At 65.0% G+C, this 20791-nt stretch carries 21 protein-coding genes; 9 read left to right on the top strand and 12 right to left on the bottom strand.

The features are described from left to right. Positions 1–10: 10 nt before the first annotated feature. Together VF34_RS11585 and VF34_RS11580 are read right to left on the bottom strand one after the other, a co-directional pair. Entirely contained in the window at positions 11–271 is a 261-nt protein-coding gene (locus VF34_RS11585; protein WP_032364582.1) for an acyl-CoA-binding protein, read from the bottom strand. A 28-nt stretch (positions 272–299) separates the two neighbouring features. Further along, entirely contained in the window at positions 300–869 is a 570-nt protein-coding gene (locus VF34_RS11580) for a TetR/AcrR family transcriptional regulator (RefSeq protein ID WP_045841449.1), read from the bottom strand. Positions 870–892: 23 nt separating this feature from the next. On the opposite strand from VF34_RS11580, the gene VF34_RS11575 reads away from it, so the two are divergent. Both VF34_RS11575 and VF34_RS11570 read left to right on the top strand, forming a co-directional pair. After that, complete coding sequence (locus VF34_RS11575; RefSeq protein WP_045841448.1) at positions 893–1825, top strand: oxygenase MpaB family protein; 933 nt, start codon at positions 893–895, stop codon at positions 1823–1825. Positions 1826–1853: 28 nt separating this feature from the next. Next, positions 1854–2636, top strand: a complete 783-nt coding sequence (locus VF34_RS11570) for an alpha/beta fold hydrolase (protein ID WP_032387971.1) — start codon at positions 1854–1856, stop codon at positions 2634–2636. Positions 2637–2688: 52 nt separating this feature from the next. Here VF34_RS11570 and VF34_RS11565 read toward each other — a convergent pair whose 3' ends face one another. Both VF34_RS11565 and VF34_RS11560 read right to left on the bottom strand, forming a co-directional pair. Next, positions 2689–4005 (bottom strand): class I SAM-dependent methyltransferase, encoded by a 1317-nt coding sequence (locus VF34_RS11565; protein ID WP_027494537.1) that lies wholly within the window; start codon positions 4003–4005, stop codon positions 2689–2691. Beyond that, on the bottom strand, positions 4002–5447 hold the full coding sequence (locus tag VF34_RS11560) for an FAD-binding oxidoreductase (protein WP_045841447.1): 1446 nt from the start codon (positions 5445–5447) through the stop codon (positions 4002–4004). Before VF34_RS11560 ends, VF34_RS11565 begins: the two co-directional genes overlap by 4 nt. 258 nt (positions 5448–5705) lie before the next feature. On the opposite strand from VF34_RS11560, the gene VF34_RS11555 reads away from it, so the two are divergent. Next, a complete protein-coding gene (locus VF34_RS11555; RefSeq protein ID WP_027494535.1) occupies positions 5706–6140 on the top strand; it encodes an SRPBCC family protein in 435 nt (144 codons plus the stop codon). Here the strand turns inward: VF34_RS11555 and VF34_RS11550 are convergent. After that, the gene (locus VF34_RS11550; protein ID WP_141214863.1) at positions 6137–6787 is read right to left on the bottom strand and encodes a hypothetical protein; all 651 of its coding nucleotides are present in this window, start codon (positions 6785–6787) and stop codon (positions 6137–6139) included. The genes VF34_RS11555 and VF34_RS11550 overlap by 4 nt on opposite strands. A 132-nt stretch (positions 6788–6919) precedes the next feature. Between VF34_RS11550 and VF34_RS11545 the strand changes: the two genes are divergently transcribed. From VF34_RS11545 to VF34_RS11535, 3 genes are all read left to right on the top strand, one after another. Then, a complete protein-coding gene (locus VF34_RS11545) occupies positions 6920–7258 on the top strand; it encodes a YbaB/EbfC family nucleoid-associated protein (RefSeq protein WP_027494533.1) in 339 nt (112 codons plus the stop codon). Positions 7259–7267: 9 nt separating this feature from the next. Then, positions 7268–7876: a recombination mediator RecR gene (gene recR, locus VF34_RS11540; RefSeq protein ID WP_027494532.1), complete on the top strand. Its 609-nt coding sequence runs from the start codon at positions 7268–7270 to the stop codon at positions 7874–7876. A gap of 126 nt (positions 7877–8002) precedes the next feature. Continuing rightward, positions 8003–9010 carry a type IV toxin-antitoxin system AbiEi family antitoxin domain-containing protein gene (locus VF34_RS11535; protein ID WP_032373776.1) on the top strand — a complete coding sequence of 336 codons (1008 nt, stop codon included), beginning with the start codon at positions 8003–8005 and terminating at the stop codon, positions 9008–9010. 32 nt (positions 9011–9042) lie between these two features. Here the strand turns inward: VF34_RS11535 and VF34_RS11530 are convergent, their stop codons facing one another. The 3 genes from VF34_RS11530 to VF34_RS11520 all read right to left on the bottom strand — a co-directional run bounded on the left by VF34_RS11530 (position 9043) and on the right by VF34_RS11520 (position 11990). Next, a complete protein-coding gene (locus VF34_RS11530) occupies positions 9043–9753 on the bottom strand; it encodes a type 1 glutamine amidotransferase (protein WP_032373777.1) in 711 nt (236 codons plus the stop codon). Next, a complete protein-coding gene (locus VF34_RS11525) occupies positions 9746–11008 on the bottom strand; it encodes a Mur ligase family protein (protein WP_032373778.1) in 1263 nt (420 codons plus the stop codon). The genes VF34_RS11530 and VF34_RS11525 overlap by 8 nt, the downstream gene beginning before the upstream one ends. A gap of 85 nt (positions 11009–11093) precedes the next feature. Further along, positions 11094–11990 carry an EamA family transporter gene (locus VF34_RS11520; RefSeq protein ID WP_032373779.1) on the bottom strand — a complete coding sequence of 299 codons (897 nt, stop codon included), beginning with the start codon at positions 11988–11990 and terminating at the stop codon, positions 11094–11096. Positions 11991–12062: 72 nt separating this feature from the next. Here VF34_RS11520 and VF34_RS11515 point away from each other — a divergent pair, with 72 nt between their 5' ends. Next, the gene (locus VF34_RS11515; protein ID WP_032373780.1) at positions 12063–12974 is read left to right on the top strand and encodes a LysR family transcriptional regulator; all 912 of its coding nucleotides are present in this window, start codon (positions 12063–12065) and stop codon (positions 12972–12974) included. Here VF34_RS11515 and VF34_RS11510 read toward each other — a convergent pair. From VF34_RS11510 to VF34_RS11500, 3 genes are all read right to left on the bottom strand, one after another. Then, entirely contained in the window at positions 12943–13320 is a 378-nt protein-coding gene (locus tag VF34_RS11510) for an SHOCT domain-containing protein (RefSeq protein ID WP_027494525.1), read from the bottom strand. The genes VF34_RS11515 and VF34_RS11510 overlap by 32 nt on opposite strands. Positions 13321–13528: 208 nt before the next feature. Further along, positions 13529–15340: a 2-isopropylmalate synthase gene (leuA, locus tag VF34_RS11505; RefSeq protein ID WP_032373781.1), complete on the bottom strand. Its 1812-nt coding sequence runs from the start codon at positions 15338–15340 to the stop codon at positions 13529–13531. Positions 15341–15492: 152 nt separating this feature from the next. Beyond that, the gene (locus tag VF34_RS11500) at positions 15493–17181 is read right to left on the bottom strand and encodes an FUSC family protein (RefSeq protein WP_032373782.1); all 1689 of its coding nucleotides are present in this window, start codon (positions 17179–17181) and stop codon (positions 15493–15495) included. Between the two features lie 136 nt (positions 17182–17317). Here VF34_RS11500 and VF34_RS11495 point away from each other — a divergent pair, with 136 nt between their 5' ends. Together VF34_RS11495 and VF34_RS11490 are read left to right on the top strand one after the other, a co-directional pair. Continuing rightward, on the top strand, positions 17318–18583 hold the full coding sequence (locus VF34_RS11495; protein ID WP_027494523.1) for an aspartate kinase: 1266 nt from the start codon (positions 17318–17320) through the stop codon (positions 18581–18583). A 2-nt stretch (positions 18584–18585) separates the two neighbouring features. Further along, positions 18586–19608 (top strand): aspartate-semialdehyde dehydrogenase, encoded by a 1023-nt coding sequence (locus tag VF34_RS11490; RefSeq protein WP_027494522.1) that lies wholly within the window; start codon positions 18586–18588, stop codon positions 19606–19608. 49 nt (positions 19609–19657) lie between these two features. On the opposite strand, the gene VF34_RS11485 is transcribed toward VF34_RS11490, so the two are convergent. Beyond that, positions 19658–20728, bottom strand: coding sequence for an ABC transporter ATP-binding protein (locus VF34_RS11485; protein WP_027494521.1), 1071 nt, complete (start codon positions 20726–20728; stop codon positions 19658–19660). Positions 20729–20791: the final 63 nt, after the last annotated feature.

Here is a 20791-nt window from a genome sequence, read left to right as displayed (position 1 = left end):
AGCCGTAGGCTCAGCCGGCGAGGAGTGCGGTCACCAAATCCACGTACTGCTGTTTCGCCGAATCCTGGCTCGTGCCTTCGAGCTTCGCCCAGGCATCGAACTTCGCCCGATTCACCATGTCCAGCCGTCCAGGACGCTTACCCGTCACGTCTCCGATCGAACCTTGCTTGAAGAGCGAGTACAGGCGCAGCAGATCGTCGTTGCTCGGCTTGGACGTGAGCTTCTTGACGTCAACCTGCGCATCGGCGAACGACTGGTCGAGATCGGACATGAACGAGCTCCTTCGGCTGTAGGTGCCGTCATCCTTGCACGGCGGCCTGCTCGAGGATGCGAATACAGTGCGCGACGAGAGCGTCGCGAGTGGCGTCGAGGGTGCCGTCCAGAAAACCGATGAACAGCGCCGTCAACGCGCCGACGGTTCCGACGGCGACGAGCTGCCGGTCGACGGACTCGGGTAGCCGGGCACGAACCAGTTCGACGAACCCGGGCAGTAGGTCGAGTCCGCGTCGGCTCAGCGCAGGTTCGGCCAACGGAGCGATCAGCAGCACTCGTCCCATCCGAGGCTCGTCGACGACGATTTCGACGAACGCCCGGACGGGCGCGGCCACGGCGTCCTCCGGTGATGCTCCGGCGACGGCGTCCTCCAGGGCCTCCTGCGCTCGGGCCCCTACCCAGGCGTAGACCGCGCGAACGAACGTGTCGCGATCGGTGAAGCTCTCGTAGAAGTAGCGCTCGGTGAGTCCGGCTGCGCGGCACACGGCGCGGACGTTGACCGCGGGTCCCTCCTGCGCGCCGAGGAGTTCGATCCCGGCGTCGAGCAACGCGTCGTATCGCTTGGATCTGCGCTCTTCCAACTGTTGACTACGCATGTTGTCGAGGCTACTTTGACAACATGCGTAGTCAGTTCGATCGACCCGTCCCACTCGGTCCCGACTCGCTCACCTGGAAGTACTTCGGTGACTGGCGCGGGATGTTGCAGGGCGTGTGGGCGGGGTCGATGCAGAACATGCACCCGGGCCTCGGAGCGGGCGTCGAACAGCATTCGACGTTCTTCGACGAGCGATGGCAGCGCCTCTACCGATCCCTGTATCCGATCGGGGGAGTGGTGTTCGACGGCGACCGCGCCGAGGAAACCGCCCGCCAGGTTCGCGGCTACCACAACGACATCAAGGGAATCGACTCGAAAGGGCGCACGTATCACGCCCTCGATCCCGACACCTTCTATTGGGCACACGCGACGTTCTTCATGGGCACGGTGCTCACCGCCGACCGTTTCATGGGCGGACTGACCGAAACGCAGAAAGTGCAATTGTTCGACGAGCACGTGCAGTGGTATCGGCTCTACGGCATGAGCATGCGATCGGTGCCCGAGACCTGGGCCGAATTCCAGAAGTACTGGGAGCACATGTGCACACACGTGCTGGAAGACAACATGGCTGCACGTGGAGTACTGGATCTGTCCGCGCTCGGCCCGCCGCCGTATGCCTCCTGGCTGCCGGAACGAGTGTGGGCCGTGCTGCGCAGACCGGTGGCATCGTTGTTCGTCTGGATCACCGTCGGGCTCTACGACCCGCCCGTCCGGGAGCTACTGGGATACACGTGGTCGGAGCGGGACGCACGACGGTTCGCGGTGTTCGGCAGGGCGGTGAACCTGGCGTTCGGGCTGGTGCCGCGTCGTCGCCGACTCCATCCGCGCGCCCGAGCCGGCTGGGATCGTGTCGCGGGCCGCAGGCCGGAATCGGCTCCTCTGGTGCACACGCCTGCCCGCAATCTGCCGCCGGCGCAGCGTCGCTCGCACCCGTCGCACTACAGCCCGAAAGTGTAAGTTTCCGGTCTCCGGGTACGACGCGGGTATGTACAACGTCAGAACTGGCAGCGGGTCGCCGCTGGTCCTCGTCCACGGGCTCGGGTCCTCGTACCGCAACTGGGATCCGATCGTCCCGGCACTCGCGGAGCACCGCGAGGTCATCGCCCTCGATCTCCCCGGGTTCGGACGGACACCGCCGCTGGCCGACGTGTCCATCGCGTCGTTGACCGATGCCCTGCGCGCGTACCTCGACAGCGAGGGATTGTCCGACGCCGATCTCGTCGGCAGCTCGATGGGCGCGCGGATGGTCGTCGAGCTGGCTCGGCGGGGTCACCGGGGGTCGATGGTGGCCCTCGATCCGGGCGGCTTCTGGAACGACCGTCAGGTCAAGGTGTTCGGGGCGACCATCACCGCATCGCTGGCGTTGATGAAGCGGGCGCAAGCGCTGGTGCCCTTCCTGGCCGGGAACCCGATCACCAGAACCGCTGCACTGGCGCAGTTCTCGGCCGCGCCGTGGAAATTGCCGAGCGGACTGGTCGAACGGGAGCTGAAGGGCTTCTCTGCCAAGACTTCACCCTCGCTCGACGCCGCTCGCAAGGCACTGATCCACGGGCCCAAGCAGCAGGGTGCCCCGAAAGGTTCCCTGCAGGGGTCGCTGCTCATCGGCTGGGGCCGTCAGGACAAGGTGACGACGCCCAGCCAGGCAGAGGTGGCGATGCAGCGTTTTCCCGACGCCACCCTGCACTGGTTCGACAAATGCGGACACTTCCCGCACTGGGACCAGCCGACCGAAACCGCCCGAGTCATCCTGCGGGCGACCGGTCGCTAGCTCCCATGTGAGTGGAACCTCGTAGCCTGCTACGAAGTTCCACTCACAAGGCTCAACCGTTCCACCACGGACGCAGAGGTACGTCGGCCTGACCTTTCGGTCCCAGCTTGACCGCCAGAACCTGGTGCAGCTGAACGACATTGCGCTCGAATCCCAGACGGGACCCGGCCATGTACAGGCCCCAGACACGGGCGGTTCCCTCGCCGGCCTCGGCGACGCACGCATCCCAGTTGTCCACTAGGTTCTGGCACCACCCGGCGAGGGTCAGCGCGTAGTGCTCGCGCAGGTTCTCCTCGTGCCGGACCTCGAGTCCGACGTCCTGGATCTCGGTGATGATGCGACCCGATCCGGTGAGCTCCCCGTCGGGAAAGACGTACCGGTCGATGAAGCTGCCTGCCTTGGCGTGCGCGCGGTTGTCGGGCCGGGTGATCGAGTGGTTCAGCAGTCGACCACCGTCACGCAGCTTGGACTGGATGAACGTGAAGTACGCCGGGTAGTTGCCGACACCGATGTGCTCGGTCAGCCCGATCGACGAGATCGCGTCGAAATTCGTCTCGGGCACGTCGCGGTAATCGGAGAAGCGAACCTCGGCGAGGTCCGCAAGACCCTCGTCTTCGATGGCCTTCTGCGCCCACGAGGCCTGCTCCTGCGAGAGAGTCACACCGATGACCTGAACTCCGCGTCGCGCTGCGTAGCGCACCATCGAACCCCAGCCGCATCCGATGTCGAGCAGGCGATCACCGGGCTGCAGACCCAGTTTGTCGAACACCAACCGATACTTGTTCTCCTGCGCGGCCTCCAGAGACTGCTCGACGTTCTCGAATGCCGCACAGGTGTACGTCATCGAGGGACCGAGGACCATCTCGTAGAACCTGTTGGACACGTCGTAGTGGTGGTGGATCGCTTCGGCATCGCGTGTCTTGGAATGCCGCAGACCTTCGGCGATGCGACGCCACCGCGGAATCGCCTCCTGGGGCGGAGGAGCGATGGGGCGCAGCACGTCCCAGCCGAGCGACCGAGCGATCGAGGTCAAGGTCATGGCCGACGGGCGGCGAAAATGGAGCTCGTCGCCCATCAGCGCGAGCAGTTCGTAGGGATCACCGGGATGAACACCGGTGGCCTCCAGGTCGCCGGAGACATAGGCGCGGGCCATGCCGAGATCGCCGGGAGCTGTTGCGAGATAGGTGGTTCCGCGTGGGCTCTTGAGGTTGAGGCCGATCTTGGCATCCTCGGGGCCGGCCACGCTGCCGTCGTACGCGGTGAAACGCAGGGGAATGTTGCCGTCGGAGATCAGCTCGAGGATCTCGGAGATCTTGAGTTTCTGTGGCCCGTTCACCGTGCGATTGCCGGAGTCCTTGAACGTCGTCATTTGCGCTGCACCGCCTTCGAGTACAAATCCAGCAATCGGGATTCGCGATCGTATTTCTTCTTCAGTTCTCTGTATTTCTCGCCGCTGTAGAGAACGGCGAATTCATCCTCGGTGTAGTAAGCGTCCGAGTACAGCGATTTATGCCCCTCGAACTCGGTGACCTTCTTCTCGATGGCGCGGTTCGCGGCACCCTCGGGTCGACCGGGCACGATCGGCACCGACGACCAGAAGCCGATGTTGACGTAGGTGCGCTTGGGCTCGAGCGGGTACAGCGGCCACGGCCTGGACGGATCGGCTCCGGGGGCGGCCGGTTCGCGAAGACGCAAGGGGCACAACCACAACGGCTCGATCGGAATCTCGTCGAGAAACCAGCGTACGAATCCGGCGGTGTGTTCGATGGGAACCTCGACGTCCTGTACGACGCGTTCGCGCGGCGGATTTCCCTTGCGCTTCTCGAGTCGATCGGCGATGTCGTACTTGCGATCGAGGCCGATCAACTTCCAGTAGAAGCTGCTGCGCCGGTACTTGCGCGGCCAGAAGCGTCGGATCCGGGGGTTCTGGGTTCCGAACGCACGCGAGCACCAGAACCAGTCGGTGTCCCAGCGCCACAGGTAATCGTGGATGGTGAGCCGATCGGTCTTCGGAGTGTCCGACGAATGCTGGATCGAACGGTAGAAGATGTCGGCACCGGTGTAGTCGCTGACGGGTCCGGGCTCGTCGGTCTGAACCCCGAGAGTGAGATAGCTTTCGTCGGCGCTGAAGACGACGCCGTCCAGGTACTGAACTTCGATGCCGTCGTACTCACGCCGAGCGACGATGGTGTCCATCGTCGTTTGAAGCGTGTCCAGATCGTGGAATCGCAAGTGGCGCAGGGCAACGAACGGAAGTACCGGCTCGAGTTCGATCTTCAGCCGCGTCGAGTAGCCGAGAGTGCCGTACGAGTTGGGAAAGCCCCAGTACAGGTCCGCGTGCTCGCCCTCGGGGGTTGCCGTGAGGATTTCGCCGCTACCGGTGAGGACGTCGATCTCGAGTACCGACTCGTGCGGAAGCCCGCTGCGGAACGACGTCGACTCGATGCCGAGTCCGGTGACCGCGCCGCCGAGGGTGATCGTTTTGAGCTGCGGAACGACGAGAGGGGCGAGGCCGTAGGGCAGCGTCGCGTCGACCAGATCCTCGTACGTGCACATCCCCGCCACGTCGGCGGTGCGAGCCGCGGCATCGACGGTGACGACCTTGCTCAATCCCGAGACGTCGAGTCCCGGCGTCTTCGAGGTCGTCCTGGCCCGAAACAGGTTGGACGTCTTCTTAGCCAGACGCACCGTCGCGTCGGTCGGTATTGCGCGATAGCTGCGAAGCAACTTCTCGACACCCGACCGATGCGCTGCGTAACCGCTCTCCCTCGGTTCTGGCCGTCGTCCGAGAAGAGCATTCACTGAAGCCACGAGTAGACGCTATATCTCGTACTGCTCGGTATCCACCGAAGCTGCCGACGGTCCGGTGAAACTTCACGCAACTGTTGTCGAATCGGCCGGCTGAAACAGAACTATTCGGACAAATGGTTGCATCATGCATGTGTTTTTCGACGACAACTGATCCTGTGTGAACCACCTCACACACCCTCGGCGGCAGTGCCGACATCGGGAGCGACGCGAGGCAGGATGGAGAACGCAACCCCAATCGACTCGAAGGAGAACGTTCTCGTGGCTCAGGTCAGCGCATCCAGTTCCGCCACCATCGCCACCACACCCGATCAGGTGCTCGCCGCGCTCGCCGACTACGAAACCGTGCGGCCCCGCATCCTTCCCGAGCAGTATCGCGACTACCGGGTGGTGCAGGGCGGACAAGGCGGCGGCACCGTGGCCGAATGGACCCTGCAGGCCACCGAGAAGCGAGTGCGCAACGTGAGCGCCTCCGTCACGGTCTCCGGCTCGACCATCACCGAACGCGACGCCAACTCCTCGATGGTCACCACCTGGACCGTCGCCCCCGAAGGCAACGGGTCCGTCGTCACCACGACGACCGAGTGGGCGGGTGCCGGAGGAATCGGCGGATTCTTCGAGAAGACGTTCGCGCCCCTCGGATTGAAGAAGATCCAGGCCGCGACCCTCGACAACCTGCGCCGCGAGTTGATCTAGACCCGCTCGAAATCCGGCTCTTCGATCAACGCCAACGTGCCGACCACCACGGTGCGCATCGACCACAGAAACATCCCGTCGGGTCCACGGTCGATCGTGTCGTAGGCCCCCGGCAGGGTGTCGAGGTCGGTGCGCGCCGCGATCGCGTCGTCGTACTCACGGTCGCGGCGATCGGCGTTGTACACCATCTGCGCCAACGCCAGTGCATGTTCGCTGACGGTGATGACGGCCCACGTCGCCTGCTTGGAAGTCAGTTCGTAGCGCACTCGATATCGGGTCTGCACGGTGTCGGCCATGCGCAACGCGTCGACGGAACTGGGAGTCAGTCCGATCAAATACGCGGCGATGCCCGGGTTGCGGTGAACCAGCGCGCGAATGGCGGAGGCAAGTTCCAGCAACGCGTCGTGCATGGGCTCGTCGTCTCCGGGGAGCGGCGGAGACCACCGGCGCAGGATCTCCTCGGCGACCAGGGCCTTGAGCGCGGCCGGACCGTCGATGTTGTTGTAGATCGCGACGATCGATACGCCCAGCGCGTCGGCGACCGACTTCACCGTCACCTTGGGCAGCGTCAGGGCGATGCCCGCCTCGGCCATGGTTTCGGGAGTCACTCGACGCTTGCGCGGGGTCGAGCTCGCCGGCGCGTTCATGCCCTCAGGCTACGTGGGCTCAGAACTGACGGAACCTCAGCCGAGTGTCGAACCAGATCGTGCGGTCGAACGTCGTCCGACACCGTGCGACTACGCTGGAGGTCGCTTCGACCCACGCGAGAGGACGGCACAGTGCAACCCGGTGAACAGCCCGACATGGCCTCGATTCTGCAGCAGGCTCAGCAGATGCAGCAGCAACTGATGGCGGCACAGGCGGAGATCGCCGAAACCGAGGTCACCGGTCAGGCCGGCGGCGGACTCGTCGTCGCGACCGTCAAGGGAACGGGCGAAGTGGTCGGACTGACCATCGACCCCAAGATCGTCGATCCCGACGACGTCGAGACACTGCAGGACCTGGTGATCGGTGCCATCGCCGACGCGTCGAAGGCAGCGCAGAACGTAGCGAGCGAGAAGCTCGGCCCCCTCGCAGGCGGTCTCGGCGGCGGCTCCCTCGGACTACCCGGCTTCTAGGCGAGACGAGTGTACGAAGGTCCCGTACAGGATCTGATCGACGAGCTGGGAAAGTTTCCCGGCGTCGGTCCGAAGAGCGCTCAGCGCATAGCGTTTCACCTCCTGGCCGTCGAGCCACCCGAGGTCGATCGCCTCATGCGCGCGTTGCAGCGCATCCGCGACGGCGTGCAGTTCTGCATCGTCTGCGGGACCGTATCGGACAAGGAACTGTGCCGAATCTGCGCCGACTCCCGACGTGACAGGTCCATGATCTGCGTCGTCGAAGAGCCCAAAGACGTTCAGGCCGTGGAACGTACGCGCGAATTCAAAGGCCGATACCACGTACTCGGCGGAGCGCTCGACCCACTCAACGGGGTGGGCCCCGACCAGCTGCGCATCCGAGAGTTGTTGACCCGCGTCGGAACTCAGGACGACGGCGTCGACGTCACCGAGGTCATCATTGCCACCGACCCCAACACCGAGGGCGAAGCAACGGCTACGTATTTGGTGCGGATGATGCGCGATTTCCCCGGTCTCGCCATCACCCGTCTCGCCTCCGGCCTGCCGATGGGCGGAGACCTCGAATTCGCCGACGAACTCACACTCGGCCGAGCTCTGACCGGTAGGCGTCGTATGTGAGAGCGGCTTCGCCGCACGTGCGTGGAAGTTCGTAGCAGGGGTCGAGTTTCCACTCACGACCCCGTCTATCCACAGCCTGTGGATAGATTCTGACGCGGTCACCGTAAACCGGCCATCCTGAGGTACATGAGGACGAGACCGGCGGGTGCCTGGCAGCGACTACTGGACGATCAGCACGGAATCATCACCACGAAGCAAATGCACGAGAACGGGGTCAACAAGGACTCGATCGACCACTGCGTGGAAACCGGGCAGTGGCTCAGGGTGTTTCGCGGAGTCCTATCGGTGACCAACGGACCGCTGACTCGTGAGATGCAGCTGTCGGCGGCATTGTTGTTCGCGGGCCGGGGAGCGTTGCTCAGCCACACCACCGCCGCTGAGGAGTGGGGGTGGCGGCGAGTCAGTTCTGGGCCGGTTCATCTCACCGTTCCCTACGGGTGCTCGGCAATCAGCAGGCCGCCGACAATGCGACACGCCAAGCAGAACTTCACGTCAGAGAGCAATGAACAAATTCATCCCGGCGTGATCGTGCACCGTTCCCGAGCCATGAGCCACATCGGCGTCGAGACGAATCCGGCGCGAACGAGCGCCGCCGATACGGTGCTGGATCTGGCAGTCGCGGAACCGTCGTCGAGGCAGGCCGTGATCACGTTGGTTTCAGCGATGTCGTCGGGCGGCGTGAACGTCGCGGCAATGACACGCAAGGTCGAAGTCCGACGGCCGATGCGCTACCTGAAGGCAATTCTGCACACATTGGCTCTCATGCGCGACGGGGTCCATTCTGCGCTCGAGCATCGCTACGTGCTCGATGTCGAACAGGCGCACGGACTTCCGGCCGGGAAGCGACAGGCACCGGTCTTCGTCGACGGGCGGCAACTCTTCGAGGACATTCGTTACGAAATATGCGACCTGATCGTCAGGCTGGACGGCCAGGCCTTCCACTCTGCCAAGCAGCGTCGTTTTCGCGATCGACGACGCGACAATGCCGCTGAGCTACGGAACCTGCCGCGGTTGATGTACGGCTGGCACGAAGTGGCCGAGGACCCGTGCGGTGTGTACCGCGAAGTCCGCGAGGTGCTGGTCAGAGAGGGATGGAACGACGCTTCGTACCCTTGTGAACGGTGCTCGTCGTGAGTGGGAAATCGTAGTGGGCTACGAAGTTTCACTCACGTGCGGCGGAGCCGCTCCTTGCGGAGTTGCGTGACCTCGGGGAGGTCGAGGGGAGCAAGGGTAGTGCCCAGCGCCCGTTCGAGTAGGTAGTCCGCCAACTCCGGGTTTCGGGCGAGTACCGGCCCATGCATGTAGGTGCCCAGCACCGAACCCTGCACGACGCCTTCACGTCCGTCGCCGACACCGTTACCCACCCCGTGCGTGACCTTGGCGAGTGGTGCCGCGTCTAGACCGAGTGTCGTTCCGCCGCGGTGGTTCTCGAATCCACTGAGCTTCTGGGTGAGACCGTCGAGCGTGGGTTCGGTGACGACTTCACCGATGGATCGGGTGGCCTGGGGCGCGGTGGTCACGTCGAAGAGGGAGATACCGTCGACGCGTTCGCCTGCGGAGGTCTCGTACCAGTGCCCGAGCACCTGGATCGCGGCGCAGATAGCGAGTACCGGCACACCGCGAGCAGCTGCGTTCTGCAGGCCCGGGTATCGGGTGAGGTGACGCGTCGCGAGGCGCTGAGCCGAATCCTCTGCTCCACCAAGGGTGTACACGTCCAACGAATCCGGGACCGGATCGTTGAGCGTGATGTGCACGACCTCGGCATCGATGTTGCGCATCCGCAGTCGCTGGCGGAGAACGAGGGCGTTGCCGTTGTCGCCGTACGTGCCCATGACGTCGGGCAGAACGAGGCCGATGCGAACGGTGGACTCAGACATCCTTGGTCTCCCGTGCCAGTGCGCGACCGAGATCGCGGAACGCGGTGTAGTTGGCCAGCACTTCGACGCGTCCCGGCGGGCAGGATGCGATGGCCTGCAACGGATCTGCGATGGTGGTGTGCTGCGAACCGGCATACAGCAGGCGGACGCCCAGGTCGGTCGCGCGTTCACCGGCCGCGACGACGGCGACGTCCTCGAAGTGCTCGAAACGCACGTCCCACAGCCACGACAGGTCTTCACCGTCGGGTACTTGCCCGTTGACGGCGATGACGAGACCGTCGCACGTGGGGTCGATCATCGACAGCGCTTCCTGCCATCCGGCGGGATTCTTGGCCAGAAGCATTCGGACGGAATGCGATCCGTACTGGACGGTGGAGTAACGCCCGGCCACCTCGTCGACTCCCGATGCGGCAGCGACGGCGTCGGCTGGTGCTGCGCCGAGAGTGACGGCTGCGGCCACGGCCTGAGCTGCGTTGCCGCGGTTGGCCTTTCCCGGCAGCGCCAATGTCATCGGCAGAACGAGCCCGTCGGGGCCGTAGAGATTCTCGTCGTCGAGCCACCAATCCGGCGTCGGACGCTTGAAATCGCTTCCGGTGCTGTACCAGTGCTCGCCGTCCCAGACGATGGGTTCGCCGGTACGCGGGCAACTGACGGAGTCGCCGGCCCAGCCGCCGCCCGCGGCGACCCAGACAACGTTCGGCGCATCGAACGCCGCCGAGGTGACGAGGACGTCGTCGCAATTGGCAATGACGACGGTGTCGGGATGACGGGCCAACCCGGCGCGCAGGGCTCGCTCGATCATGTTGATCTCGCCGACACGGTCGAGCTGGTCGCGGCTGAGATTCAGCAGCACGATCGCCGCGGGATCGACCGCGTCGGATACGTGGGGGACGTGGAGCTCGTCGACCTCCAGGGCGGCCAGCTCGGCGTCGAAATGAGCGTGCAGTGCCGCGACGATGCCGGCATCCATGTTGGCTCCGTCGGCCTGGGTGGCGACGTCGCCGAGAGTGGCCAGTGCTGCCGCCGTCATCCGCGTCGTAGTCGATTTGCCGTTGGTGCCGGTGACGATGACGGTGCGTCGCCCTCGGCCCAGACCGCCCAGAATGGTCGGATCGATCTTGAGCGCGACCAGACCACCGATCATCGAGCCCTTGCCTCGGCCCGCCTTGCGGGACGCCCACGTCGCCAGCTCCGCCGCGCGTAATGCCACGCGGCCACGGGCGCCGATACGTCTGCGCTCACCCAGTTCAGCCATCCGCCGAGTCTGGCACAGAACAGGGCGGCGTTTCATATCGGCGGCTCGCTACCCCTGGGTCATCCCGCAGGCTCCACTCCCGCCCTCACACCGGTACTTTCTCCAGAACTGGGGCAGGCTTCCTGGCAGCCATTCCGCCCAGGCAGCCGCCGATGACGATCGCTCCGCCGAGCAGGGCCAACAGCGACGGGGTTTCGTCGAGAAACGCCCAGGCACCCGCGATACCGACGACGGGAACCAGCAGCGAGAACGGTGCGACGAGACCGGCCGGGTTGCGGCTCATCAGGATGCTCCACAGGCCGCTACCCACGATCGTGGCGGGAATCACGATGTACGCCAACGCGACCAGACCGGGCCAGCCCTGCGATCCGAACGAGTCGGCCAGCGCGTGCCAGCCCGTGCTCGGGCCCTCGACGGCCGCCGACAGCGCCAACATCGGCACCGGCGGGATGACGGTCATCCACAGCATCAGTGTCATCGGGGAGTTGGATTTGGCCAGTCGGTTTCCGAGATTGCCGAAGGCCCAGCCCAGACCGGCGAGCAGGGTGAGGACGACAGGCAGCAGGGTGGCGTTCTGGGCGCGATCCCACCCGATGAGGACCATGCCGAGGACGGCCACACCGATGCCGATTGCCTGCCTGCGGCTCACGTGTTCGCGTAACAGCAGCGCGCCGAGAATTACGGTGAACGGAGCGGACGACTGCAGGACGAGCGACGCCAATCCGGTGGGCATGCCTGCCGCCATCGCCGCGAACAGGAAGGCGAACTGCAGGAAGCCGAAGCCGAAACCGTAGAGCAGCAACCATTTGAGGGGCACCTTCGGTCGCGGAACGAACATCACGACCGGAATGGCAATGACCAGAAAGCGCAGTGCCGCGAAGAAGAAGGGCGGAAAGTGGTCGAGCCCGACGCGGATGGCGAGGAAGTTCAGTCCCCACAGAACGGCGACAGTCAGTCCGAGGAGGCGGTCGCGTGTGGTCATGTCTTTTATCGTGACGGGCGCAAACAATCAGCACAATCGAATATATCCGCACCAACAGTTAAGATTTTCTGTATGAATGTGGAGCGGCTCCGGATCCTCGCTGAGCTTGCCGACCGCGGAACCGTTGCATCGGTCGCCGAGGCGATGTCGATGACTCCGTCGGCGGTGTCTCAACAGCTCAAACTGCTGGCGCGCGAGGCCGGCGTGACATTGCTCGAACCGGACGGGCGTCGGCTGCGCCTCACCGACGCCGGGCGGGCGCTTGTACTCAGAACCGACGAAGTTCTCGCTGCCCTCGCCCGCGCCACCGCAGAAATGGATCGCTATCGAGCGTCTCCGCGGGGACGCGTCCGAGTTGCCCTGTTCCCGTCGGGTGCGGCACTGCTGCTGCCCGGGGTCCTGACGCGGTTGGCGGACTCGGACGTCGACATCGATGCGCGCGACGAGGACCTGCCCGCATCCTCGGTGCCCGAGCTACTCGCCGATTACGACGTGGTGCTCACCCACCGAGACGACAGGGCTCCGTCGACGGCGGGTCCACGGATCGAGGTGACGACCCTGATGCGCGAGCCCATCGATCTGGTGTTGCCTCTCGATCACGCACTGGCGCAGCAAGGCTCGATCGATCTGCGAGACTTGATCGGCGAGCGGTGGATCAGCGTTCGCGGCGGTTTTCCGGTCGACGACGTGTTGCTCTCCGTGGCCTCGGTGACCGGAGTGCAGCCGCGAGTTGTCCAACGCATCAACGACTTTCGAGTGACCGAAACACTCGTCGCCGCCGGGCACGGAGTGGCGTTGATGCCGCGCTACGCCGTTGTGCATCCGGGCCTGGTACGTCGAGAGCTCGCCGGCGTTCGAGCCGGGCGAATCTACGAACTCGCGACGAGAACGGATGCGCGGCGACTACCCGCGATCGCCGCTGTGCTCGATGCGTTCGGAGCGGAAGCTACGTTCAGGACAGCGCTTTGGCCTTCAGCGTCGTGAACTCGTCCTGATCGATGGTTCCGTTGTCCAGCAACGCCTTTGCGTGTGCGATCTCTTCGGACGCAGATCGACCGGCGACGTGTTTGATGTACTCCTCCTGCTGGTCCTGTGCGTGCTGCAGGGCGGCAACCTGACGCTTGGCCATGTTGCTGCCGTTCACGATGAGGTAGACCAGCGCGGTGAGGAACGGCGCAACGATGAGGAAGAGTACCCACAGGGCCTTGACGAACCCGGATGTCTTGTGGTCCCGAAAAAGATCTCCGATGATCGAGAACATCACCATCAGATAGGCCACGAAGGCGAACCCGACGATGAGAAGCCAAAGAAAATCCCAGAAAGAATCCATGGCGAACTTCCATTCTCCAAGGTGCCCCGACGGCTGATTCAGTGTGGCATTCGCGGCACCCCGTGCACACGGGTCTTTGGTCCCTTTCGTCGACCGGAAATCCCAGTGAGCCCCACGTCGACCGCGCCCGCTTTCGTTTCGTGAGGGCTCGACAACGCAACACGCCGCCCACCCCAAAAGGTGAGCGGCGTGTCGTCGAGCAGCGAAGTTACTTCAGCGCGCGGTTCACGGCCGAGACCACAGCGCGCAGTGACGCCGTGGTGATCGAGGTCGCGATTCCGACGCCCCAGACGGTGGTGGCGACACCTGCAGGCGAGGTGACCGAGGCTTCGACGTAGGCGGCGGCCTGGGCGTCGTCGCCTGCGGACAGTGCGTGCTCGGAGTAGTCGAGGACGCTGACGTCGTAACCGATGGTGGACAGCGCGTCGACGAACGAGGCGAGTGGCCCGTTGCCGGAGCCGGAGATTTCCTGCTCGACGCCGTCGACCTTGACCGTGGCGGTGATGGTGTCGGTTCCGCCGTCGATTTCGGCAGCCTGTACCGACTGCTTGATGCGCTCGAGCGGACGGATCGGCGTCAGGTACTCCTCGGCGAAGACGTCCCACATCTCCTTCGGCGAGACCTCGCCGCCCTCACCGTCGGTGATGCGCTGGACGGCCTGGGAGAACTCGATCTGCAGGCGACGCGGCAGGTTCAGTCCGTGATCGGACTTCATGATGTACGCGACGCCGCCCTTGCCGGACTGCGAGTTGACGCGGATGACGGCCTCGTAGGTGCGGCCGACGTCCTTGGGGTCGATGGGCAGGTACGGCACCTGCCAGGTGATGTCGCCGATGTCCGAACCCTGTTCGTCTGCGGCGACTTTCATGGCATCGAGGCCCTTGTTGATGGCGTCCTGATGGCTGCCCGAGAACGCGGTGTACACCAGGTCGCCGCCGTAGGGGTGGCGCTCGGCGACGGGCAACTGGTTGCAGTACTCGACCGTGCGGCGAATCTCGTCGATGTTGGAGAAGTCGATCTGCGGATCGACGCCGCGGGTGAACAGATTCAGGCCGAGCGTGACCAGGCAGACGTTGCCGGTGCGCTCACCGTTGCCGAACAGGCATCCCTCGATGCGATCGGCACCGGCCTGGTAGCCCAGTTCGGCTGCGGCAACACCGGTTCCGCGGTCGTTGTGCGGGTGCAGAGACAGCACGATGCTGTCGCGACGATCGAGGTTGCGGCTCATCCACTCGATCGAGTCGGCGTAGACGTTCGGCGTCGCCATCTCGACGGTGGCCGGCAGGTTCAGGATCAGAGGCTTCTCGGGCGTCGGGTCGATGACAGCGGTGACCGCGTCGCACACCTCTTTGGCGTAGCTGAGTTCGGTGCCGGTGTAGGACTCGGGGGAGTACTCGTAGCGCCAGTCGGTATCGGGGAACTTGGCCGCTTCTTCGAGAACCTTGCGAGCACCGTCGGTCGCGATCTTCTTGATGACGTCACGGTCGGCCCGGAACACCACTTTGCGCTGCAGGATCGACGTCGAGTTGTAGAAGTGGACGATGACGCTGCGAGCGCCCTCGCACGCGACGAACGTGCGCTCGATCAGCTCGGGACGGCACTGCGTCAGAACCTGGATGGTGACGTCGTCGGGAATCGCGCCGTCCTCGATGATCTCGCGGACGAAGTCGAAGTCGGTCTGGCTGGCGGACGGGAAGCCGACCTCGATCTGCTTGTAGCCCATTCGGACCAGCAGATCGAACATGCGGCGCTTGCGGGCCGGGCTCATCGGATCGATCAGCGCCTGGTTGCCGTCACGCAGATCGACTGCACACCACTGCGGCGTCCGGTCGATGATCTTGTCCGGCCACGTGCGGTCGGGGAGGGTGACGGGCTCCACTTCCTCGGCGAACGGCCGATAACGGAACGTGGGCATCGAGGAGTTCTTCTGGGTGTTCCACGCAGGCTGGTCGCTGGGCGCGGGCCGTGAGGGAGGGGTGATGGTGCGGGATCCCGAGGTGAATGCGTCGGCTGGTGACATGGTCTTCGTCTCTCCGTACAGATCAGAGCAATGGTGTTCGACCGGCGCAACGAACCCCGCGACGGGAAGCCAGTCTGGTCTCAGACCCCGTCGCGGCTGTTAAGAAGGAGAGCTCGCAGCATGGGGTGAGTGTACTACCGCAGACCGACCGCCTACCCCAGGGTTCGGGAGTCGAATTTTCCGGTCACGGTGTCGTGCCTGCGCTGCCACTGATCGATGTCGTTCGGTCGTCCGACATCGTCCGCGGTCCAACACCGTGCGAGCAGTTCGTATCCGAGGTGGTCGACCTCTGCATGCCTCTCCCACATTCGATGCGCCCAGCGGCGATCGTTGTGCGCCGCTTCGGCTCCCGCGAGCGCGGCACCGACCAGCTCGAACTGGATATCTCGTCGTAGCTCCATCGTGGCTGCCGCCGAAACGTTTTCGCTTCGGAGGGCCGTCAACAATCGGTCGGTCAACTCCAGAACCCGTCGATCTGACCACAGCAGCGCGCGCCGAAAGGCGCCCGGTAACAACAACCACAGCGCCGCGAAGGCAAGGGCGACGCCCACCGCGGTCTCCACCACCCGATCGACGACGATGCCGCCGAGCGGAGCGCCCGGATGCGAGATGGTGCCCATCAGTAACGCGAGTGGGGTGATGAACGTGACGGCGAGACCGTAATTGCGCGCCACACTGATCTCGATCGCGAACTGCAGCACCATCAACACCACGATCACCGCGAGACCGGTCAGCGGCGAAAGATAGATCGCCGAGAACAGCACCACTCCGGCCAGCGTTCCGCCGAGCCTCTGCATGCCGCGGTACGTCCCGTGCACACGATCCGGCCCCTGCTGGAGCACCAGGACCGCGCCGAGGATCGCCCAATCCGGCCTGCTCAAACCCATCGCCACACTGATCCCGCCGGCACCTGCCGCCGCGCAGAACACCCGGATCGCCGTGGACGCCGCGTGCGAATCTCTATGCAACGACCGCTTCAACCGATACCCGATGCCCGGACGAGCCAGCGGCAGCTGATCTCGTGGCGATTCCACCGCACTTTCCGGATCCGGGACTGCACCGGCGCGCGCCCTCGTGGCAGCCGCAAACGCGAGATGGGCGTCGAACAGGGTCTGTACCAGCGCGGGGCGCGAGGTCCCGCGCGTCGACCCGGCCTCGTACACCGCGGCCCACGCCGCGTGCAGACGCGAGGCGGCGGTATGTCGATCGCCCACGGACGCCGTCGGCGATGTCGTGTACTTCTCGATCGCCGCCACGGCCGCACCGACGGCCGCCCGTTCGGGACCCCTCGGGTCACGCACCACCCCGGACATCGCGACCACCAGCGCCGACGCCACACCGATCGCCGCGCACACGGCACCGCGGGTCGCGCTGATGTCGGCGGCAGGGAGGTACGACGCCACCGCGCACACCAGCACGAAGAAGAAGGCTCCGGGCGGGCCGAGTCGCAGCGCTGCCACGACGTAGACCGCGACGAGAGCGAGAACCGACAACACGGTCACCGGAATCATCCGCGCCCATCCGGTCTCGCCGAAGTCGAGGGCGAGCCGACCGGCCGTCGCGCCCAGCCACACCGAGGCCACCAGGGCGGCCCCTGCGGTCAGCACCACCCACCACCGCGATCGGTAGGGACGGCCCTCGCCGTAGATCACCGCAAAACTGCCCGAGACCACCAGCAGTGCCTCGGTGTGGAAGCCGAGCAGCCACGCCAGGATCGCCGGAACACCGAACGCCAGCGCCGAACGCAGTCCACCGGGCCAACGCCGGCCGACGGCGGGGAGCCCGAAGAGCACCTTCAGACCTCGTGCCGGCGGTGGTGGGAGATGTTCGGGAACGGTCACTTGAACATGTTAAGGCAGGCGAGAGGCCCTAAAGTCCCAGCTCGGAGCTACCCGGCCCACTGCTCGGGGCATTCGCTCGGTAAGGTGACCCGCGGACAATCGAACGATTGTCGGCTATCCAGCGGAGGTAAAACGCGTGGCTCTCATCGTCCAGAAGTACGGTGGATCGTCGGTGGGGACCGCCGAACGTATCCGACGCGTCGCTGAACGAATCGTCGAGACCAAGAAGGCGGGCAACGACGTTGTCGTCGTCGTATCGGCGATGGGCGACACCACCGACGAACTGCTCGACCTGGCACAGCAGGTGTGCCCGGCCCCGCCCGCCCGCGAGATGGACATGCTGCTCACCTCGGGTGAACGCATCTCCAACGCACTGGTCGCGATGGCCATCCACTCGCTCGGCGCCGAGGCACGGTCGTTCACCGGTTCCCAGGCAGGCGTCGTCACCACCAGCGTGCACGGCAACGCCAAGATCATCGACGTCACCCCCGGCCGCGTCCGCAGCGCACTCGACGAGGGCTCGATCGTGCTCGTCGCCGGCTTCCAGGGCGTCAGCCAGGACAGCAAGGACGTCACGACGCTCGGTCGTGGTGGGTCCGACACCACCGCCGTCGCGCTCGCCGCGGCATTGAACGCCGACGTCTGCGAGATCTACACCGACGTCGACGGCATCTTCACCGCAGACCCGCGCATCGTTCCCAACGCACGCCACCTCGAGACCGTCTCGTTCGAGGAGATGCTCGAAATGGCAGCCTGCGGCGCGAAGGTGCTCATGCTGCGCTGCGTCGAATATGCCCGTCGCTACAACGTTCCCGTTCACGTGCGCTCGTCGTACACCACCAAACCCGGAACGATCGTCTCCGGATCTATGGAGGACATTCCAGTGGAAGAAGCAATTCTCACCGGCGTCGCACACGATCGCAGCGAGGCGAAGGTCACCGTCGTCGGTCTGCCCGACACACCGGGCTACGCCGCCAAGGTCTTTCGCGCCGTGGCCGACTCCGAGATCAACATCGACATGGTGTTGCAGAACGTCTCCAAGATCGACACCGGCAAGACCGACATCACCTTCACCTGCCCCAAGGCCGACGGTCCGACGGCCGTGGAGAAGCTCACCAAGCTGCAGGCCGATATCGGCTTCGCGCAGGTGCTCTACGACGACCACATCGGCAAGGTCTCGCTCGTCGGTGCCGGTATGAAGAGCCACCCCGGCGTCACCGCGACGTTCTGTGAGGCCCTCGCCGACGCCGGCATCAACATCGATCTCATCAGCACCTCCGAGATCCGTATCTCGGTGCTGTGCAGCGACACTCAGCTCGACGATGCCGTGCGCGCACTGCACGCCGCCTTCGATCTCGGCGGCGACGAAGAAGCCGTCGTGCACGCAGGAACAGGACGATAGCCATGACCACAGTTGCAGTCGTAGGAGCCACCGGCCAGGTCGGTGCCGTCATGCGAACCCTGTTGGAGGAGCGCAACTTCCCCGCCGACACCGTTCGCTTCTTCGCCTCCGCGCGCTCGGCGGGCAAGAAGCTGCCGTTCCGCGGCGAGGAGATCATCGTCGAGGACGCGTCCACCGCGGACCTCACCGGTATCGACATCGCACTGTTCTCGGCCGGTGCCACGCTTTCGCGTGAGCAGGCACCGCGATTCGCTGCCGCAGGTGCCACCGTCATCGACAACTCGTCGGCGTTCCGCAAGGACTCCGATGTGCCGCTGGTGGTCAGCGAGGTCAACCCCGAGGCGGCGAAGAACCCGCCCCGCGGCATCATCGCCAACCCCAACTGCACCACCATGGCCGCCATGCCGGTGCTCAAGGTGCTGCACGACGAAGCCGGCTTGCAGCGGTTGATCGTCTCGAGTTACCAGGCGGTGTCCGGTAGCGGCCTCGCCGGCGTCGACGAGCTCGCCACTCAGGCACGCGCCGTCATCGACGACGTCGAAAAACTGGTGCACGACGGTTCGTCGGTCGATTTCCCGGCTCCGAACAAGTACGTCGCGCCCATCGCTTTCAACGTCCTGCCGCTGGCCGGCGCGTTGGTCGACGACGGATCCGGCGAGACGGACGAGGACCAGAAGCTACGCAACGAATCGCGCAAGATCCTCGGACTGCCCGACCTGCTGGTCAGTGGCACCTGCGTGCGCGTTCCGGTCTTCACCGGGCACTCGCTGTCGATCAACGCCGAGTTCGCTTCACCGCTGTCAGTGGAACGCGCTCGTGAACTGCTGGCCTCCGCACCGGGTGTCTCGCTGGTCGACGTACCGACGCCGCTGGAAGCCGCAGGCAAGGACGACTCCCTCGTCGGCCGCATCCGCCAGGATCCGGGCGTCCCCGAGGGCCGCGGACTCGCGCTGTTCGTCTCGGGCGACAACCTGCGTAAGGGTGCCGCGCTCAACACTATTCAGATCGCCGAGCTCCTGGTCTGAGGTCGTGCGCGTTGTGTGTCCCCAGGGGTACGCACAACGCGCACGACGGTCAGTTCAGGCGGTGACCTTCGGCGGAGGCGTCGAAGATGTGCGCATGGGCTTCGTCGATGCGGACGTGAACGCGATCGCCCTTCTCGGGCGGGCTGCGCCAATCGGCCCGAGCGACAATGGTTTCGGTCCGGCCGTTGATGTCCGCGCGGCCGAACACGAAGGCCTCGGAACCGAGCTCTTCGACGACGTCGATCTCGAGAGCTATTCCGCTGCTCGCGATCTCGATGTGCTCGGGACGAATGCCGAACATCACCTCGGTGGCGGAACCGAGCGTCTGACGTGGGACCGGGACTACCTGATCGGCCAGGCGGACGCCGCCGTCGGTGACCGGAGCGCGGAACAGATTCATCGACGGTGAGCCCATGAACCCGGCGACGAATGCGTTGACCGGGGTTCGGTAGAGCTCACGCGGGGTGGCGCACTGTTGCAGCACACCACCTTTCAGGACGGCGACGCGATCACCCATCGTCATGGCCTCGACCTGATCGTGCGTGACGTAGACCGTCGTCGTGCCGAGTCGACGCTGCAACTGAGCGATCTGCGTCCGCGTCTGAACCCTCAGTTTGGCGTCGAGATTGGACAGCGGCTCGTCCATCAAGAACACCTGGGGCTGCCGAACGATGGCGCGCCCCATGGCAACTCGCTGCCGCTGGCCGCCGGAGAGCGCCTTGGGCTTGCGGTCGAGGTACGGCTCGAGGTCGAGTAGCTTGGCGGCCTCCTCGACGCGAGTGCGAATGTCCTCCTTGTTCGCCTTCGCCAGCTTGAGCGCGAACCCCATATTCTCGGCGACGGTCATGTGGGGGTACAGCGCGTAGTTCTGGAACACCATCGCGATATCGCGATCCTTGGGTTCGGAATTGGTGACGTCCTTGCCGCCGATGAGGATGCGTCCCGAGTTGACCTCCTCGAGCCCGGCGAGCATCCGGAGCGACGTCGACTTGCCGCACCCGGAGGGGCCGACCAGAACGAGGAACTCACCGTCCTCGATGTGCAGGTCGAGCTCGTTCACCGCGGGGGTGTCGGAGCCGGGAAAAAGCCTGGTCGTGCGCTCGAAAGAAATTGTTGCCATGACGAAATAGATCCCTCCACCGGCAGGAACGTGCCGGACGATCCGAGTGTGGGGTGACGGCGG

The sequence above is a fragment of the Rhodococcus sp. PML026 genome (assembly GCF_000963615.1).
In the GTDB taxonomy this organism is placed as follows: Bacteria; Actinomycetota; Actinomycetes; order Mycobacteriales; family Mycobacteriaceae; genus Rhodococcoides; species Rhodococcoides fascians.
The sequence above is the reverse complement of the archived record's forward strand: the minus strand, read 5'-3'. Positions and strand labels throughout refer to the sequence as shown.

Excerpts from the sequence above, each read along its gene's own strand:
- VF34_RS11585 (WP_032364582.1), bottom strand. The coding sequence starts at position 271 with ATGTCCGATCTCGACCAGTCGTTCGCCGATGCGCAGGTTGACGTCAAG.
- VF34_RS11580 (WP_045841449.1), bottom strand. The coding sequence starts at position 869 with ATGCGTAGTCAACAGTTGGAAGAGCGCAGATCCAAGCGATACGACGCG.
- VF34_RS11575 (WP_045841448.1), top strand. The coding sequence starts at position 893 with ATGCGTAGTCAGTTCGATCGACCCGTCCCACTCGGTCCCGACTCGCTC.
- VF34_RS11570 (WP_032387971.1), top strand. The coding sequence starts at position 1,854 with ATGTACAACGTCAGAACTGGCAGCGGGTCGCCGCTGGTCCTCGTCCAC.
- VF34_RS11565 (WP_027494537.1), bottom strand. The coding sequence starts at position 4,005 with ATGACGACGTTCAAGGACTCCGGCAATCGCACGGTGAACGGGCCACAG.
- VF34_RS11550 (WP_141214863.1), bottom strand. The coding sequence starts at position 6,787 with ATGAACGCGCCGGCGAGCTCGACCCCGCGCAAGCGTCGAGTGACTCCC.
- VF34_RS11535 (WP_032373776.1), top strand. The coding sequence starts at position 8,003 with ATGAGGACGAGACCGGCGGGTGCCTGGCAGCGACTACTGGACGATCAG.
- VF34_RS11530 (WP_032373777.1), bottom strand. The coding sequence starts at position 9,753 with ATGTCTGAGTCCACCGTTCGCATCGGCCTCGTTCTGCCCGACGTCATG.
- VF34_RS11525 (WP_032373778.1), bottom strand. The coding sequence starts at position 11,008 with ATGGCTGAACTGGGTGAGCGCAGACGTATCGGCGCCCGTGGCCGCGTG.
- VF34_RS11520 (WP_032373779.1), bottom strand. The coding sequence starts at position 11,990 with ATGACCACACGCGACCGCCTCCTCGGACTGACTGTCGCCGTTCTGTGG.
- VF34_RS11515 (WP_032373780.1), top strand. The coding sequence starts at position 12,063 with ATGAATGTGGAGCGGCTCCGGATCCTCGCTGAGCTTGCCGACCGCGGA.
- VF34_RS11510 (WP_027494525.1), bottom strand. The coding sequence starts at position 13,320 with ATGGATTCTTTCTGGGATTTTCTTTGGCTTCTCATCGTCGGGTTCGCC.
- leuA (WP_032373781.1), bottom strand. The coding sequence starts at position 15,340 with ATGTCACCAGCCGACGCATTCACCTCGGGATCCCGCACCATCACCCCT.
- VF34_RS11490 (WP_027494522.1), top strand. The coding sequence starts at position 18,586 with ATGACCACAGTTGCAGTCGTAGGAGCCACCGGCCAGGTCGGTGCCGTC.
- VF34_RS11485 (WP_027494521.1), bottom strand. The coding sequence starts at position 20,728 with ATGGCAACAATTTCTTTCGAGCGCACGACCAGGCTTTTTCCCGGCTCC.